This window comes from Providencia sp. NPDC089933, from assembly GCF_049545585.1.
GTDB lineage: Bacteria > Pseudomonadota > Gammaproteobacteria > Enterobacterales > Enterobacteriaceae > Providencia > Providencia huashanensis.
In genome coordinates, this window is the sequence record NZ_JBMWDT010000003.1 from 319579 (window position 1) to 337622 (window position 18044).

The window sequence follows — 18044 nt, forward strand, 5'->3', positions numbered from 1 at the left end:
GTTCATTCACTTGAATAAATAACGGAGGCCAGAGCCTCCGTTATTTATTAATATGCTATTTACTCTTATTGCTTAGGTGCTAATTTCATCAAGAATGTACGCAACTCTGCAAAATCAGAAGGTAAGAAATGCGATAACAGCGGAAGTTCAGCACGCTCAGCAAGCTCTTTTGGTAAAGGGATCTGTTTACCTAAGATTTCCTCGACACTTTCTTTAAACTTAGCTGGGTGAGCCGTTCCTAAAAATAGTCCGTATTCCCCTTGTTGTAGCTGATCACGTAAAACACGATAAGCAACAGCAGCATGTGGTTCTGATAGATAACCTTTTTTATCCAATTCACGTACGGTTTCTTTTGTCACATCATCATTAACCGTGCCATAACCAAGATCTTTCAGTGACCAGCCTTTACGACGGAATAATTCCTCAATGCGTGGCCAGTTATTTGGTTGGCTAACATCCATAGCGTTCGACAAAGTAGCTACGGTTTGATGTGGTTTCCACTCGCCTTCAACAAGATAGCGTGGGACAGTATCATTCACGTTAGTCGCGGCAATAAAACGCTTAACAGGTAACCCCATTGATTTAGCTAATAAACCTGCGGTTAGATCCCCAAAGTTACCACTTGGTACAGAGATCACGAGTTGATCACGTTTTTCAGCTGGGATCTGTGCAACGGCTTCAAAATAATAACAAATCTGAGCCAGTAAGCGGCTAATATTGATCGAGTTAGCTGAGTTAAGGTATAGGGCCTTTTTCAGTGCTTCATCATCAAATGATTGTTTGACTAATGCTTGGCAAGCATCGAAATCATCTTTGATAGCAACGGTATGAATATTGTCACCCAGTGTACAGAATAGCTTTTCTTGTAACGGGCTGATTTTCCCTTCTGGGTATAAAATAACAACCTGCACATTTTTTAAACGATAAAATGCATGTGCAACTGCTGCCCCTGTATCACCGGAGGTTGCCGTTAAGATAGTAACTGGTTGGTCACCTGCGACTTGCCCTAAAGCTTGAGCCATAAAACGCCCACCAAAGTCTTTAAATGCTAGCGTAGGGCCGTGATAAAGCTCTAAAGTCGCGATATCTTCCTCAACCTTAGACACTGGTGCAGGGAAGGCAAATGCGGCTTTCACGCGTGCAGCTAATTCTTCTTGAGGAATTTCATCACCAATAAAGGCATTTAAAATACGGCTACTACGTGTCACGAAATCTAATTTTAATAGTTCTTCAATTTCGCTTGCACTAAACTCTGGCAGATCTTGCGGAAAAAATAAGCCTTGTTGTTTACCAAGCCCCTGCTTAACTGCCTGTGCAAAACTTACTTGTTCGTTATTATCTTTTAAATTATACAGTTTCATTATTTACCCTATTGTCCTTGCCCCTGCGAGATCCAAACGGCAGATATGCACAAAGCCTTCATCATTCTGAATATAATGTTGTTGCAAGTAATCCGCCATATTTTCAGCGATTTGTTTATCATCGCAAATGGCAAACAGTGTCGGCCCCGAACCGGAAATACCACATGCTAACGCACCAATTTCTTTGGCATTTTTACGTGCCTCTGCAAACCCTGGCAGTAGCTGAGTGCGATAAGGCTCAGCCACGACATCTTGGATCATTGTTGCAGCAAGTAATGGTTGGTTAGTATGGCATGCATGGATAAAACCAGATAAATACCGGCCATGATTTACAATGTCATGGCGTGGGTAGCTATCAGGGAGAATAGCACGCGCTTCTGCTGTCGATACTTTAATTCCCGGATACGCCATTACCCAATACCAGTTTTCAAATGCAGGCACAGGTTGGGAAATAATGCCATTTTGTTCGATGATCAACTGTAGCCCACCTAAGAAACAAGGCGCTACATTATCGTAATGCACGCTACCAGAAATTCGCCCTTCTAATTCGCCCATCATGCCTAATAATTGCGTATCATCAAATGGCTTGTCCGCAAACTCATTTAATGCCATTAACGCGGCAACCACGGAACATGCACTTGAACCAAGACCAGAACCTATTGGCATATTTTTTTCAAGGGTCATTGCAACATTCAACTGTTTGCCAAGGCGTTCACAAAACAGCTGCCAACATTGGTAGACAATATTGTGTTCGTTCTTTTTCGGTAACTTAGCAACGAATTTACCTTTGTTCGTTAGCGAGAAAGTATCCGCAGCTTCAACGGTGACACAATCACCTAATAATGAGCCATCAGCAGGGGAGACCGCCGCTCCAAGGACATCAAACCCAACGCTAACATTACCTATTGAAGCTGGTGCATAAACTTTAATCACTTCTTAAACTCCCAATTTCCATGAAAGGGTACGCAGCATATCTGCAAATACACCAGCAGCAGTAACATCATTACCTGCGCCATAACCCCTTAAGACTAAAGGAATTGGTTGGTAATAGCGTGTATAGAAAGCCAGTGCATTTTCGCCATTTTTAACCTTGAAGAGTGGGTCATTGCCATCAACAGCAACAATTTTAACCTGACAGCGCCCTTCTTCAATTAACCCAACATAGCGTAACACTTTTTCTTCTGCTTCTGCGGCTTTTATACGCTGAGCAAACTGTACATCTAATTGTGGTAAACGAGCCATAAATTCAGCAACAGAGCCACTGCTATCGAAATCCATAGGTAAAACAGGTTCAATTTCAATATCTTGTAGCTCTAAGTCATAACCTGCTTCGCGGGCTAAAATCAATAATTTACGTGCTACGTCCATACCGGATAAATCATCGCGAGGGTCTGGTTCTGTAAAGCCTTTCTCTTTTGCCAGCGCCGTTGCCTCAGATAAAGACATGCCCTCATCAAGCTTACCAAAGATAAAAGACAGTGAGCCCGATAAAATACCACTAAAGTGAACTAATTCATCCCCTGCATTGAGCAAATTTTGTAAATTTTCAATAACAGGTAAGCCCGCACCAACGTTTGTATCATAGAGAAATTTACGTTTCGAGCTTTCTGCTGCGCCACGCAATTGGTGGTAGTAATCCATGGATAATGTATTGGCTTTTTTATTTGGCGTGACGACGTTAAAACCATCTTTTAAGAAATTCACATATTGCTCTGCAATTTCTTGATTGGAAGTACAATCGATAATCACAGGGTTTAAGAAATGATACTCGCGTTCTAAACGGATCAAACGGCTTAAGCTAAAAGGTTCTTTTGCTTCCGCTAATTCAGCTTTCCAGTTAGCTAAATCAATGCCTTGCATATCCGTTAACATTGCACGTGAGTTTGCTATACCACACACACGCAGGTCGATATGCTTTTGCTTCAACCATTGTTGCTGACGGTGTATTTGTTCAATCAATGCATTTCCCACCCCACCGACTCCGATGATAAAGGCTTCAATCACTTGCTCTGCATTGAACAACATTTGGTGACAAAGACGTACCGCCGTGGTTCCCGCCTCGTTCGCAATTACGGCTGAAATAGAGCGCTCAGATGAGCCTTGTGCAATAGCAACAATATTGATATTGCCACGGGTCAATGCAGAGAAAAAGCGCGCTGAAATACCTTTCAATGTACGCATGCCATCACCGACTACAGAAATAATCGCTAATTGCTCCATCACGCCCAGTGGGTCTAATACGCCATCTTTCAACTCTAAATAGAATTCATCTTCTAGTGCAGCGCGAGCACGCTGTAGTTCATTATGTGGCACACAGAAACTGATACTGTACTCCGATGAAGATTGGGTGATCAACACGACTGAAATACCTTTACGTGACATGACAGAGAAAATACGTGCAGCCATGCCCACCATTCCTTTCATACCAGGCCCCGATACGTTGATCATTGCCATGTTATTTAAGTTAGTGATCCCCTTAACTGGTGTGCTGTCATCCGTTTGACCATCCCCAATCAGAGTACCGGGAGCACTTAGGTTAGTGGTATTTTTAATTAGGCAAGGTATTTGGAATTGGGCGATAGGAGCGATTGTACGAGGATGGAGAACTTTGGCGCCAAAATAAGATAACTCCATGGCTTCTTGATAAGACATCCCCTTCAATAAGCGTGCGTCAGGTACTAAACGCGGGTCACAAGTATACACACCATCAACATCAGTCCAAATTTCACAACAATCTGCACGTAAGCAAGCTGCCAATACCGCGGCGGAGTAATCAGAACCATTGCGGCCTAACACTACTAGTTCGCCTTTATCATTCCCAGCGGTAAAACCAGCCATTAAGACAAAGTGATCTTTGGGAATATTTAAAGCAGCAATACGTTTTGTCGATTCATTTATATCAACAGTAGATTCAAGGTAATGCCCTTTTGCTAATAGGCTTTCAACTGGATTAATCACTGTCACATTATGACCACGAGCTTTTAATACAGATTCCATAATAGCAATAGAGAGCTTTTCACCACGGCAGATAATTGTAGCGTTGATGCTATCAGGGCATTGACCTAGGAGAGTAATACCATGCAGTACTTGTTTGATTTGTGCGAATTCTTGTTCTGTAAGTTTTTTCAGCTTGTCATATTCGAAACCAGGCTGTTTTTCTTTCAATCCTTTTAAAAGGTTAGCAAAAATCATTTCGGCATCATTTACATGCGTGATGACATCTTGACCTGCAACCGTTTTTTCAATCATAGCAACCAGATGGTTAGTGATTTTTGCTGGTGCTGATAGCACCAGTGCCACTTGCCCATCTGCTAATTTACTTTCAGCGATGTCAGCAACATTTAGTACCCGTTCGTCATTTGCAACCGAAGTACCGCCAAATTTAAGCACACGCATGGTATTTCTCTCCTGAATTAACACCAAAAAAAAGCCCGCATCTTATGGGGATGCGGGCTTTTTCATTTTTATTTTTTGGATGCGTCAGCCCGCCCCGTTTCCTGTGGTTACGGTGGTGGTGGTAATAATAATAGTCAGGCTGATATTACGCATAAATTCTGTCTGTCTCTTAGATCTTTTGGGTTTCTCCCTATACGGTTAAAGCAATCGGCATAATTTGTCAAATTTATTTGATTCCAACCCCTTTAACAAAACAGTTTTTCAATAAAAACCCCTCTAGGAAAAGGGAAAAAATCTTCATAAAAAAACAAAAACCCCACCAGTACCAGCTTTAACAACCAAAATAATTTAAATTACCAGATGAATAATTTTTTGCGATTTTAATGGCTTATTTGTTTATTAAATGAGCAAATAAATACAATGATGGGATTTGATAAAAGTTATGTACCACTAAAAATAAGCAGGAATTTCCACCAAGATGAGTCAGAAAAAACCCATGTTCCAATTAACCTGATAGAGACTTATTTCTAGTTGTAGATCAATGCATGGGGTTTTGTGATTTACCGGGAAAGTTGATCGTTATCATATGGGCTTAATCTGAAAATATCTGATATCACTCTCTACATTTACACTCATATTCGTTGTTTAGCATAATCTCCACCAATTTATGCTTTATTTAAATGTAAAAATATTGTTAGTAAATTTCTTCACCCTTAAAATAACATAAGTATATTTACTTATTTACAATCATAAACGACTCATCATATTACTGCATAGACACTTTACTTCTAGTTTAGAAGCGTTTGCTCTCTATCATTTAAACAAAACAACCTGTCAAAATTCGAGATGAGTCACAAATCAGACATTATTTTTGATGGTATATTGGGGGAATTGCAGATTAAATTCTTTAATTTCAAGTCAAAGCAACAACCCTCATATTCGTCTTCTGCATTTTGACCGACTATCTGATATCTAAATCGCATGTTAATTTATATAATTATGTACCTAACAATTTTTGTTAACGTGCTACAATTGATTTTGATATGTATCAACAAAAGTTAGTTTTTTAGGTGGTAAATGCAGTATTAGCTGTTATATTGCTGTTAACAGCCCAATATTGGGAAAGTGCTTATATTTTGGCTAGTTTTTTAGAGCCATTTGCTGCAAAAGCAACATAATGTCACTGTTGGATTTTGAAACAAATTTATACTCATAAACGTGTTTTTTCAGAGAAAAATATAATAACCACCTAACTGAAAACGGCTTGTGAGTTCAGTATTTTTATTTTAATACTTTAGGTAGCAACTATGCAGACCCCACACATTTTGATTGTTGAAGACGAAATAGTCACACGCAATACGCTAAAAAGTATCTTTGAAGCTGAAGGCTATGTGGTTCATGAGGCAACTGATGGCGAAGAGATGAACAACGTTCTCTCCGAACATGACATCAATTTAGTCATCATGGATATTAACTTACCAGGTAAAAATGGCTTATTACTTGCTCGTGAATTACGTGAGCAAGAAAGTATTGCGTTAATGTTCTTAACTGGCCGTGATAACGAAGTTGATAAAATTCTCGGTCTGGAAATCGGTGCTGATGACTATATCACCAAACCATTTAACCCACGCGAATTAACTATTCGTGCGCGTAACTTACTGTCACGTACCATGAATTTGGCTGGCGGTACTGAAGAGCGTCGTTTGGTTGAAAGCTATAAATTTAATGGTTGGGAATTAGACATTAATAGCCGTTCATTAGTTAGCCCTGCTGGTGAACACTACAAATTGCCGCGCAGTGAGTTCCGTGCAATGCTGCATTTCTGTGAAAACCCAGGGAAAATTCAGACTCGAGCTGATTTACTGAAGAAAATGACTGGCCGTGAATTAAAACCTCATGACAGGACTGTTGACGTGACTATCCGTCGTATTCGTAAGCACTTCGAATCTACGCCTGACACACCAGAAATTATTGCCACTATCCACGGTGAAGGTTACCGTTTCTGTGGTGATTTAGACGAATAATTAACAACCTAATTATTTGCATTATAGTTATCGAAATCCGCTGTCTTTTAAGCAGCGGATTTTTTTATGAGTGGCATCCATACTATCAGAGGATTGCAGCCCAAACACTCGTCATAATCACCACGGCATGATCGGTACAGCACTTAACGCATTTTTCGGTGAGCCGTCGATCATTTTGTCTGAATACGTTAAATAAACCAGTGTGTTACGTTTCGGGTCATAAAAACGAACCACTTGCAGTTTTTTGAAAACTAACGATGTGCGCTTTTGAAAAACAACTTGGCCTTTTGTTGGTTTACGCTTTACACGGTCGCTCAGTTCAATCGGACCAACTTGCTGACATGAAATAGCAGCATCAGAAGTATCTTCCGCTAACCCCAACCCCCCTTTGATACCACCCGTTTTTGAGCGACTCAAATAACAGGTAACGTTATCAACATCAGGGTCATCGAATGCTTCCACGACAATTTTATGGTCAGGGCCGAAAATCTTAAATACAGTATCGACTGAACCGATTTCTTCAGCGAAAGTAATACAAGGCAACGCTGATAATAATGACGCGAGAACAATATTTTTTAATCTGGAACAACGCATACTGGGTTTCCTATTCAACTCACAATCGGTAAACCTCGTATCAATACAAGGTTAATTATTCACTTTTCTAACTAATTCTCAAATACAACTCATTTACTATAAACGAAAAAGGTAACTTGATATAGAATAGCGATTCATTGATAGATTATATCTGTACTATAAGTCGCATTGGCTGGGGATATACATGGATCAAACTAATATTATTCGCGACTTGCTTCGCTGGATAGATGACAACCTTGATAAACCACTCTCGCTGGATAATGTTGCCGCAAAAGCAGGCTACTCTAAGTGGCATTTACAAAGAATGTTTAAAGAAGTCACTGACCAAGCGATTGGTGCTTATATTCGAGCCAGAAGACTTTCTCGTGCTGCGGTTGCATTGCGCTTAACAAGCCGCCCAATTCTTGATATTGCGCTACAGTATCGCTTTGACTCGCAACAAACTTTTACGCGCGCATTTAAAAAACAGTTTAACCTGACACCGGCTTTCTACCGCCGTAGTGAGGAGTGGTGTGCTACTGGGATTTGCCCACCGATTATCTTAGATAATCATATAAATATTGAACATGAATTTATGCAAATGCCTGAACTGCAATTGGTCGGTTTGGAGCAAAGCTGTTCTTATGCTTTAGAGGAATGGTCAACCGCATGTTCAGAAATGCGCCAAACGTTTTGGCATTATTATTTAGATAATACCACCAAGATTGCTTCTGAGGTGTTCGGGCTGCATCATGCAATCCATAACCCTGAAAAAGAAGACGAGCAAACTGTGTTCTATACCACCGCAGTTAGGCCTGAAGATGCAAGTTTCAATACTAATCAGTATACCAATTTGACATTACCGAGTGGTAAGTATGTGAAATTTTCATTTAATGGCGTGCCAACCCGAAATGCGTTACAGGAGTTTTTATACCAAATTTATGGTGTTTATTTACCCAAACTCAATTTAACGCGTCGCCCTGGGTATGATATTGAACATTACCGACTAAAAAATATCGACTTGCATAATATCACCCCAGAAAGTGATGACCCTAAAACGCATATCGATACGTTTGATTATTATGTTCCTATCAAAGCAGACGGTACTAAAGCACGCTAAGCTGAGGGAGTTTCATTATATTGAAACTCCTTACTTTTCAATAATTAGCCTTGTTGTTCATCAAGGGCTGGCTGCGTTAAATGAGTCACTTCCCCCGCAGTTTCGACTATCCACCCATTCGCAAGCCATGGGCTGTTTTGGTAGTCTACTCGAGATAATGAGCAATTACGTAAACGTAAGCGGCGCTCTGAATACGCAGGAACCCCCATAATACGGCTAATTAAAGTACTTAGTGCGATGCCATGGCTTACAAGCAGGGGTCGACTCCCTTCGGGGAGATCTAAGCAACTATTTAATGCCGCAAACATACGCGTATAGAGTTCTTCCATCGATTCCCCCTCAGGGATTCGACCACCACGAGTGCCGTCAATCAAGCTTTTACGCCACTGTTCTTCTTCTGAGGTTAACGACTCAATCGCTCTTTGTTCAAGAACCCCCATATTTAGTTCACGTAGACGCGGTTCTGTGGTAATTTCACATCCGCATACACTTGCAATTATTTGTGCAGTTTCCAGTGTGCGTCCCATATCACTAGTGATAATATGGGTAATGCCTTCTGATTTTATCCTTTCAGCCACCTGCCTTGCTTGCAGTCGTCCAGTGGCTGTCAGAGGGCTATCGGATTGTCCCTGGATGCGACGAGCTAAATTCCATTCAGTTTCGCCATGGCGAACAAGATAAACCTGTAACATAGATGTGTTCCGTTATTACTTTTCGAAGTATGTGTTCAAAGGAAAATAATTAATGTACCAAGTTATAGCTGCAACGACTAATCCTGCCAAAATTAAAGCGATCCATCTAGCTTTCGATGCTGTATTTGGGGCTGGCAGTTATCAAATTGAAGATATTAATGTCGATAGCAGTGTTCCACAGCAACCTATCGGTAATAATGAAACCCGTACAGGGGCTAGACAACGCGTAATGGCTTCAAGACAAGTTCGCCCTGAAGCAGACTTTTGGGTCGGTATCGAAGCAGGCATTGAAGATGATATGACTTTTGCTTGGATAGTTATTGAACATAAGCAAATACGCGGCGAGTCTCGCTCTGCGAGTATTATGATCCCAGAAAAAATTCTGGCAGGTATTCGTGAAGGTCGTGAACTTGGCGATGAAATGGCCTTTTTGACCGGTATTGATAATATCAAACAACAAGGTGGCGCTATTGGTTTTTTCACCGACGGGGTATTAACCCGCACAAGTGTTTACCAACAAGCCTTAATTTTGGCCTTAGTTCCCATTAAGCATGAAATTTATAAAGAGCTAAACCAAGTAGAAGACTAATTATACTTAAAATAATTAAAATTGCATGTGCGATTAAACATCACGCTTTTCACACTAAAGTATGGGAAACCATACTTTTTTTGTGTCTATTAATTTTAAAAATAGATAAATGCCAATACTCAAAATAGTTCGAATTGTAGGTAGGCGGCAAGTCGCGCTAAGCCCTAGGAGCATACATAAGTATGTGACTAGGGTTAGCAAGCGCAGCCAACACCCCTACAATTTGAAATATGAAGAGTATTTTAGAGAAGTTGAGACTCGAGCCAAGCCTTCACATCCAATGGAGCCGACTTTAAACTATTCGAACCTCGCGTTATGGTCGCTATCCCCACTCCGAGTTCATTTTTAAGTTCTCTTTGGCTCATTTCGCCGCGCATTAGCTCTTGCACTATTTTAACTCGGGTCGATAAGGCTGTACGCTCATCTGGCGTAAGTAATAACTGAAGAACTGGCAAATGGATATCTTGTTCAAATGCCAATTGTAATAAATTCACAAAGCGCAGCCAGTCAGCGTTCTCATCCGCGGTCAAAGCCGGGTCATATTGTTGATTTGCTGTCATCGTCTATCCATCCATACTATTTAACTAGTACAGATAATAACACACTCTTATTAGAAATCATCAACCAAACACAAAGCGATTGCCAAGATGCCAAATAATATGAGTTATACGCTAAAGCATTCGTACTGTAGCAAGGCGATCAGCGAGGATAGCTCGGGGAGCATACACCTGTATGTAACACGAAGCCCCAATAAAACGAAATATAAAAAATATGAATACTCAAAATAGTTCGGATTGTAGGTAGGAGGTAAGTGATGCTAAGCCCTAGGAGCACACACAAGTATGTGACTAGGGTTAGCAAACGTAGCCAACACCCCTACAATTCGAAATATGAAGAGTATCTTTAGTATTTCATATTCCATTCATTAGGAAGCAAAATCTTCATACCTTTTTGCCCCATAAAATGGCGATAAAACAAGTCATAGGATAAAACGTTTTTCACATAACCACGGGTTTCAGAAAACGGAATACTTTCAACAAATGCAATTGCATCAATGCGTCCGCCACTATTACCTAACCAACGAGTTACCCTTGAAGGGCCTGCATTATAGGCTGCGCTGGCTAAAATACGGTTATTTCCAAACTGCTGGTATACATCTTCAAGATAGGCAGTTCCCAACTCGATATTGGTAGTTGGATTAGTCAACTGACTCGTATTCACATAATTAATACCTTGCTTTTTAGCGGTATGTTTCGCTGTTGCTGGCATTAACTGCATTAAACCTGTAGCCCCTACGGGTGAGCGTGCTTGTGGGTTCCAAGCGCTTTCTTGGCGAGCAATTGCCATGGCATAACTCTTTGGAATATCTTTTGATTTTGTATAGAGGCTAAATTCTTTATCCCACGCCAATGGGAAGCGCTCTTCCAAGTGATCCCACAATTTTGCTGTGATCGTAGCTTGAACGCTAAGATCGGGCCACTTGTTATCAAATGCATAACGCGCAAGCTGTTCTTGTTGATTAGCAGGGAGAGAAGCCACTAAGCTAACCCATTCAGAACGCGCAAGATTTTCCAGTTCCCAGTACATTAACTCACGCACGCGTTGCACTTCAGGTAACTGATTAATACTGGCATCAGGCTTAGCGGCAGTATTGACATAGACAGGGTATTCAATATTTAAAACCTGCGCAGCAACCATTGGGTAAAAACCACGTTTCTTGGTTAATTCACGAAGCTTTGCTTCACCCTCGGCTTTCTTACCCGCATCAATGAGCGTAATAGCCTGCCAGTATTGCCATTCTTCTTTATTTTTCACATCAGCAGGTAATTGCCTCAGCCACGCGGCTACTCCGGTTTTATCCCCTGCCCCTAAAGCAAGGCGGACTCGGCGTTCTTTCAATGATGATGAATGACTTTCCTGAATAGTTTCATCGCGCCATTGCGCCTGTTCTGGCGTGACATCCCCCATATATTGCCATGCGATACTATCTTTAAGCGCTTGGCTTTCTGTCATATTCATTTTTTGTGCAGAACTTACCGTATTTAATACTGCACGAGCTGCATCTGGGGATTGACGTGCATAGCGGCTAAAGCCTGCTGTCGTGGCTTGGCGAGTAAAGTCGGTAGGAGTTACTGTTTTAGCAAAAGTGACAACAGACGCTGGGTCATTTTGTAGTTTAATCAGCGCATCGCCTATCGTTTTATAACTCGGTGGTAAACGTTTAGCCAAATAGCTCGCAATCGAAGTATTCCCTTCTTTAATTGCCAAACTAATACGCTCAAGGGTCATTTCAGGGGTTAAATAACCTTCTTTTTCCCATTCATTGAAAAGCTTATCACACGCTGATGGCATAGAACGGCCGTTTAACCACGCTTTCTCTGCACCTTGCCAAGCAACTTGCTTGTTACCTACTGCCCAATTTGCAAAATAAAAATTACATTGTGCTTCAGCCGGCTTTGGAGCTTCAGGACTAAATTCCAACAATGATTTCCATTCTTGGCGGCGTGCTAATTCATTAACAAAGCGAGTTTTTAAATTTTTTGCGACAGGTAGCGTCGGGTAAGTGTTAATAAATTCCTGAACTTGGCGAGGTGATACAATATCTAAGTCTTGAGTTAGCTCACGATAAGCAAGATAAGGGTAAAGTGGATAATCATGCAAGGTCGGCAGTAAGCGCTCGACTTCATCCATTTTATTGGCATCCCATGCAACCTTAATTGCCTGATAGCGCTCCCGCTGCGCTTGTAAGGAATCAGCCCATACGGTGCTGGAAACCAGCAACATTGTTACTGGTACTGCCGCTAACCAACCTTTCATATTCACTCGCTCCATCGCTAAACTAAAGTCAAACTACAGGGAAAACCTTAACCTATATATACACATATCCCAAATAATTCGAGTTGTAGGTAGGCGACAAGCGAAGATAGACAGAGAGCATAGATAAACTATGTGACTCGGCTAGCTGAGCGCAGTTAACACCACTGCAACTTGAAGGATTACGGGTATATTAAGCATATATCAATACTATGAATGCTACCGAAAGTTTTTATTTAGTAACAGCGGAGAGTTCTTGATTATTTCGACTTTACAGTCTTTTACGTATCAGCCACTTTATGAATAATTTAAAGTCTTTGCCCCTCGGCAATATTCAGCGCAATCAGTTGTATTCGTAACTTTGTTATGTGTTTCGATTAAATACCTGACGTAACGCCCATTTTAAAAAAGTATTCAATTCCTTTATGTTTATCATGGGTAACTCCCTGTATAGCGCATCACATCACTACATCCCCATGAGTTGATAATAGAAAGTCATCAAGCTTGTCTCACTGAGAGGGAGGGATGGATGATCTCCTGATGTTCAGGTATAGTTCTAGAAAATTATATGGCTGTTTATTAAATGCTTTTCAGCCTAAGCTTGTTAAAGCAAAATAAACTAAAAAACTAAAGTTCCCTTTATAAATCAAAAGGTAAATAAATTGGCTCAATACGTTTATAGTATGTATCGGGTTGGAAAAATTGTTCCACCGAAACGTCATATTTTAAAAAATATCTCTCTGAGCTTCTTTCCGGGGGCTAAGATCGGTGTTTTAGGTCTAAACGGGGCGGGTAAATCAACATTACTGCGTATCATGGCAGGTATTGATACCGATATCGAGGGTGAAGCGCGTCCTCAACCAGGTCTAAAAATTGGTTACCTACCACAAGAACCAAAACTCAACCTTGAACACACAGTGCGTGAAGCCGTTGAAGAGGCCGTTGGTGAGGTTAAACGTGCATTGACCCGCTTAGATGAAGTCTATGCGGCTTATGCAGAAGAAGGCGCGGATTTTGATAAACTGGCCAAAGAACAAGGCGAGTTAGAAGCCATTATTTCTGCGCAAGATGGCCACAACCTTGATAACCAACTAGAACGTGCTGCTGATGCATTACGTCTTCCCCCTTGGGATGCAAAAATAGAGAATCTATCTGGGGGGGAGCGCCGCCGAGTGGCGATTTGCCGCCTGCTGCTAGAAAAACCAGATATGCTGTTACTCGATGAGCCAACCAACCACTTAGACGCAGAGTCTGTGGCGTGGTTAGAGCGCTTCTTACACGACTATGAAGGTACCGTCGTAGCTATCACGCATGACCGTTACTTCCTTGATAACGTAGCAGGTTGGATCCTTGAGCTTGACCGTGGTGAGGGCATTCCTTGGGAAGGTAACTATTCTTCTTGGCTTGAACAAAAAGATGCTCGTTTAGCCCAAGAGGCCTCAACTGAAGCGGCTCGCCGTAAGTCTATCGAGAAAGAGCTTGAGTGGATACGTCAAAACCCTAAAGGCCGCCAATCGAAAGGGAAAGCGCGTCTGGCGCGTTTTGAAGAACTTAATAACGTTGAATATCAAAAACGTAACGAGACCAGTGAGCTATTTATTCCACCAGGTCCACGTTTAGGTGATAAGGTTATTGATGTTGAAAACCTAAGCAAATCATATGGCGACCGCGTTCTGATTGATAACCTGAGCTTCTCCATTCCTAAAGGGGCAATTGTTGGGATTATCGGGCCGAACGGTGCGGGTAAATCAACACTATTTCGGATGATTTCAGGGCAAGAACAGCCTGATTCTGGCTCCATCACTGTTGGTGAAACCGTGAAGATTGCCTCTGTTGATCAGTTCCGTGATTCCATGGATGACAGCAAAACTGTTTGGGAAGAGATTTCTAACGGTCAGGACATCATGCGTATCGGTAACTTTGAAATTCCTAGCCGTGCTTATGTTGGCCGCTTTAACTTTAAAGGCATTGACCAAGGTAAGCGCGTCGGTGAGTTATCTGGTGGTGAACGTGGTCGTTTACACTTAGCTAAACTACTGCAAGTGGGCGGTAACGTCTTGCTACTCGATGAACCAACCAACGACCTCGACGTAGAAACTTTACGTGCGTTGGAAAACGCCCTATTAGAGTTCCCGGGCTGCGCAATGGTTATTTCCCATGACCGTTGGTTCCTTGACCGTATTGCAACACATATCATTGATTATCAAGATGAAGGGAATATCAGCTTCTTCGAAGGTAACTTCTCTGAATATGAAGATTACAAGAAACGCACATTAGGTGCCGAAGCGCTGCAGCCACATCGTATGAAGTATAAGCGTATGACCAAATAATCCTTGTCATAATTTAGAATTATAGCGGTGTTGGCTGCTTTTGTGAGACCTAGTCACATACTGGTGTATGCTCCTAGGGACTCACTCTCTTGCCGCCTACCTATAATTCAAATTATTTAAGGGATCGATATCATATAGATAGAATCAAAACGGCATCATTCGATGCCGTTTTTTATTGGGTGACTTTATTTATAAGTCATCCAACATCAATAACTGCTGAACGAGGGTTACACATTCTAAGAAACGCGTATCGTAATCAGAGGACTCTACACGTACAAACTCAATATTATTTTTCTTAAGCATTTCAATGAGTAAGTTTTGGAAAGCTTTGCGGTCTTTATCGCTTCCTAAACTTCTTAAACCATCAGCCACCCACGGCGTGTTATTTTCCAGTACTATCACCAAATCAAATCGGTATTCATCGATCAGTGCCTGAACGAATGGATGCTCTTTGCCTTCATAGCGTAAACAGAAGGCTTGCGTTGTCACAAAGTCCGTATCAATAAACGCCACTTTATTGGCATATTTTACTGCAAAATCAATATATTGCGCATGACCCAAGGCGATTTTATCGTAATCTGAATATTGCAATGCCATTTCGTCACCACCTAAATGGCTAAAAACATAATCGCGCCCATACTCCCATGCACTACTGGTATTAAAAATGTTGGCTAATTTGTTAACTAAGGTAGATTTCCCACTTGATTCGCCTCCTAAAATCGCCACCTTCCGGACAAAGAAAGGTTTAACTTCCGTTGGAATGTAATCCCAATAGCGAAACGGTGCCTGACGAATTTGGTTACCACTGATATTCATAAAGGTGCGCTCAGGGTCAACCAAAACAGTTTCAATACCTAAATATTTTTTGTAGCGAGGAGCATCGTTTGCCTCCCCCGAATAAATAAAACTAGGGTGGATATTGTGCTTTTTCAAAAAGCCTTTCATACCATCGCTCCACACTTCCCAGCCGTGTGGATAAGGCTCTATGCCATTTTCATCAAATGAATGAATGTGAATGTTTTTTTGATATTTAAAGGTTTGCAGTAACCAACGCAGCCGGTCACTGACAGTTGGTTGTTGTGACATTGAACTATTAATAAACAGGTCTTTATCACGAGGTTCATCATGGCAAAGGATTACATGCAGTTCATCCACTTGGCTGCAAGCACGTTGGATCAAATAAATATGCCCTGTGTGTAGTGGGTAAAATTTGCCAAACACCACGCCGATCGTTTTTTGCTTATTGGGATATTCAAGGCCTAAAAAACGATGAAGAGCCGCTATTTTTTGGGCACTTGGGCTCTTGATTTTATCGTTTATCAACTGGCTGAGGTAGCCTTTGGTCATATCTGTCGCATCAGCCACTTGCTGGAGAGTGTAACCCGCTCGTTTGATTGCGTTTTTAAGATAGTCAAATTCAGCCATTTATTTTCCTTTTTACTCTTAGTAATAAGCGTTATAGCTCATCTAAAATGCTGAGCGCATCCGCCAACTTTTTCACCCCGTAGACTTTCATGTCTGGCGGCGATTTTTTGGGCATATTAGCATGAGGCACAATCGCACGTTTAAAACCGTGTTTTGCCGCCTCAGAGATACGCTCTTGCCCGCTTGGAACCGGACGGATTTCCCCTGCTAGCCCAACTTCGCCAAACACCACAAGATCCCTAGGTAACGGCCGGTCTCGAAAACTTGAAACTAAAGAAAGCAATAACGCCAAATCAGCACTGGTCTCAGTCACTTTGACGCCACCCACTACATTCACAAAAACATCTTGGTCCGACATTTGTAAGCCACCATGACGGTGCAACACGGCCAGCAAAATTGCTAAGCGGTTTTGTTCAAGCCCGACAGCAACCCGACGTGGATTAGACATCATCGAATGGTCAACTAGGGCTTGGATCTCCACCAGTAATGGCCTCGTCCCTTCCCAGACCACCATAACGGAACTGCCAGAGGTCACTTCATCACCGCGACTTAAGAAAATTGCCGATGGGTTATTGACCTCTTTAAGCCCTTGCTCCGTCATAGCAAATACCCCGAGTTCATTAACGGCACCAAAACGGTTTTTATGGCTACGTAACGTGCGAAAACGGTTATCGGCATCACCATCAAGCATGATAGAACAGTCAATACAGTGCTCAAGGACTTTTGGCCCCGCAAGTGAACCATCCTTTGTGACATGGCCTACCATAATAATCGCAACACCGCGGGTTTTCGCAAAGCGAGTCAGATACGCGGCTGTTTCACGAACTTGCGCCACACTGCCCGGTGATGATTGGATATCGGCCATATGCATCACTTGGATGGAGTCTATTACCATTAGTTTCGGCTGTTCTTGTTCCGCGGTTAAACAAATTTGTTCAATACTGGTTTCGGATAGCATATTGAGCGAATCTGTTGGCAAACCAAGTCGATGCGCACGCATCGCCACTTGTTGCAATGACTCTTCCCCAGTGACATAGAGGGTTTTCATTTCACGTGAAAGCAAGCACATGGTTTGTAGCAATAATGTACTTTTACCCGCCCCCGGGTTCCCGCCAATTAAAATGGCACTACCCGGCACAACGCCTCCGCCTAACACCCTATCAAATTCTTTAAAGCCTGTAGTAAAACGAGGAAGTTCTTCGAGGCTGATTTCAGATAATTTCTGAACCTTACTTACCCCAGCCGCATTCCCTGCATAGCCCGTTAAACGGTCATTACGCGATGAAGAGCTTGTTGAGGCCAGACGCACTTCTGTAATGGTATTCCATGCATGGCAAGCACTACACTGCCCTTGCCAACGTGGATAATCCGCCCCGCATTCATTACAGACAAACGCCCTTTTTACCCCTTTCGCCACAGCAAACTCCTCTTGATAATTAACTTAGTTTTAGATTATTGCTATCTCACAAACCATAAAATATCGATACCAATATTCAAAATAGTTCGGGTTGTGGCTAGGCGGCAAAAGAGGATGTCTTGGGGAGCATACAAAAGTATGTAACCCAAGCAGCCGAGTGCAGCCAACACCGCTACAGCGCAAACCATAAAATATAGATACCAACATTCAAAATAGTTCGGGTTGTGGCTAGGCGGCAAAAGAGGATGTCTTGGGGAGCATACAAAAGTATGTGACCCAAGCAGCCGAGTGCAGCCAACACCG

14 protein-coding genes and 1 other annotated feature are annotated in these 18044 nt (G+C 41.9%); of the genes, 4 read left to right on the forward strand and 10 right to left on the reverse strand.

Annotated elements, in window-relative coordinates:
* Positions 1-65: 65 nt before the first annotated feature.
* The 4 genes from thrC to thrL all read right to left on the reverse strand — a co-directional run bounded on the left by thrC (position 66) and on the right by thrL (position 4910).
* A complete protein-coding gene (gene thrC, locus ACPEH5_RS06900) occupies positions 66-1361 on the reverse strand; it encodes a threonine synthase (protein ID WP_048608444.1) in 1296 nt (431 codons plus the stop codon).
* Between the two features lie 3 nt (positions 1362-1364).
* Positions 1365-2294: a homoserine kinase gene (gene thrB, locus ACPEH5_RS06905; protein ID WP_048608446.1), complete on the reverse strand. Its 930-nt coding sequence runs from the start codon at positions 2292-2294 to the stop codon at positions 1365-1367.
* Positions 2295-2297: 3 nt separating this feature from the next.
* Positions 2298-4757 (reverse strand): bifunctional aspartate kinase/homoserine dehydrogenase I, encoded by a 2460-nt coding sequence (gene thrA / locus ACPEH5_RS06910; protein WP_042847001.1) that lies wholly within the window; start codon positions 4755-4757, stop codon positions 2298-2300.
* 24 nt (positions 4758-4781) lie between these two features.
* Positions 4782-4903 (reverse strand) — a sequence feature (Thr leader region).
* Positions 4842-4910, reverse strand: a complete 69-nt coding sequence (thrL, locus tag ACPEH5_RS06915; RefSeq protein ID WP_071548816.1) for a thr operon leader peptide — start codon at positions 4908-4910, stop codon at positions 4842-4844. Its footprint overlaps the feature before it by 62 nt.
* A 1154-nt stretch (positions 4911-6064) precedes the next feature.
* On the opposite strand from thrL, the gene arcA reads away from it, so the two are divergent.
* Entirely contained in the window at positions 6065-6781 is a 717-nt protein-coding gene (arcA, locus tag ACPEH5_RS06920; RefSeq protein WP_004905684.1) for a two-component system response regulator ArcA, read from the forward strand.
* A 117-nt stretch (positions 6782-6898) separates the two neighbouring features.
* Here the strand turns inward: arcA and creA are convergent, their stop codons facing one another.
* Complete coding sequence (gene creA, locus ACPEH5_RS06925) at positions 6899-7375, reverse strand: protein CreA (RefSeq protein WP_042847002.1); 477 nt, start codon at positions 7373-7375, stop codon at positions 6899-6901.
* A 184-nt stretch (positions 7376-7559) separates the two neighbouring features.
* On the opposite strand from creA, the gene robA reads away from it, so the two are divergent.
* Complete coding sequence (gene robA / locus ACPEH5_RS06930) at positions 7560-8474, forward strand: MDR efflux pump AcrAB transcriptional activator RobA (protein ID WP_042847003.1); 915 nt, start codon at positions 7560-7562, stop codon at positions 8472-8474.
* A gap of 44 nt (positions 8475-8518) precedes the next feature.
* On the opposite strand, the gene gpmB is transcribed toward robA, so the two are convergent.
* Positions 8519-9166, reverse strand: coding sequence for a 2,3-diphosphoglycerate-dependent phosphoglycerate mutase GpmB (gpmB, locus tag ACPEH5_RS06935; protein ID WP_042847004.1), 648 nt, complete (start codon positions 9164-9166; stop codon positions 8519-8521).
* Positions 9167-9218: 52 nt separating this feature from the next.
* Between gpmB and yjjX the strand changes: the two genes are divergently transcribed.
* Positions 9219-9755 carry an inosine/xanthosine triphosphatase gene (yjjX, locus tag ACPEH5_RS06940; RefSeq protein ID WP_004914743.1) on the forward strand — a complete coding sequence of 179 codons (537 nt, stop codon included), beginning with the start codon at positions 9219-9221 and terminating at the stop codon, positions 9753-9755.
* A 242-nt stretch (positions 9756-9997) separates the two neighbouring features.
* Here the strand turns inward: yjjX and trpR are convergent, their stop codons facing one another.
* Together trpR and sltY are read right to left on the reverse strand one after the other, a co-directional pair.
* Entirely contained in the window at positions 9998-10315 is a 318-nt protein-coding gene (gene trpR, locus ACPEH5_RS06945) for a trp operon repressor (protein ID WP_042847005.1), read from the reverse strand.
* Between the two features lie 343 nt (positions 10316-10658).
* Positions 10659-12572, reverse strand: coding sequence for a murein transglycosylase (gene sltY / locus ACPEH5_RS06950; RefSeq protein WP_042847006.1), 1914 nt, complete (start codon positions 12570-12572; stop codon positions 10659-10661).
* 659 nt (positions 12573-13231) lie between these two features.
* Here sltY and ettA point away from each other — a divergent pair.
* Positions 13232-14899, forward strand: coding sequence for an energy-dependent translational throttle protein EttA (ettA, locus tag ACPEH5_RS06955; RefSeq protein ID WP_042847007.1), 1668 nt, complete (start codon positions 13232-13234; stop codon positions 14897-14899).
* A 189-nt stretch (positions 14900-15088) separates the two neighbouring features.
* Here ettA and nadR read toward each other — a convergent pair whose 3' ends face one another.
* Both nadR and radA read right to left on the reverse strand, forming a co-directional pair.
* Complete coding sequence (gene nadR / locus ACPEH5_RS06960) at positions 15089-16324, reverse strand: multifunctional transcriptional regulator/nicotinamide-nucleotide adenylyltransferase/ribosylnicotinamide kinase NadR (protein ID WP_042847008.1); 1236 nt, start codon at positions 16322-16324, stop codon at positions 15089-15091.
* Between the two features lie 31 nt (positions 16325-16355).
* Positions 16356-17741 carry a DNA repair protein RadA gene (gene radA, locus ACPEH5_RS06965; RefSeq protein ID WP_042847009.1) on the reverse strand — a complete coding sequence of 462 codons (1386 nt, stop codon included), beginning with the start codon at positions 17739-17741 and terminating at the stop codon, positions 16356-16358.
* Positions 17742-18044: the final 303 nt, after the last annotated feature.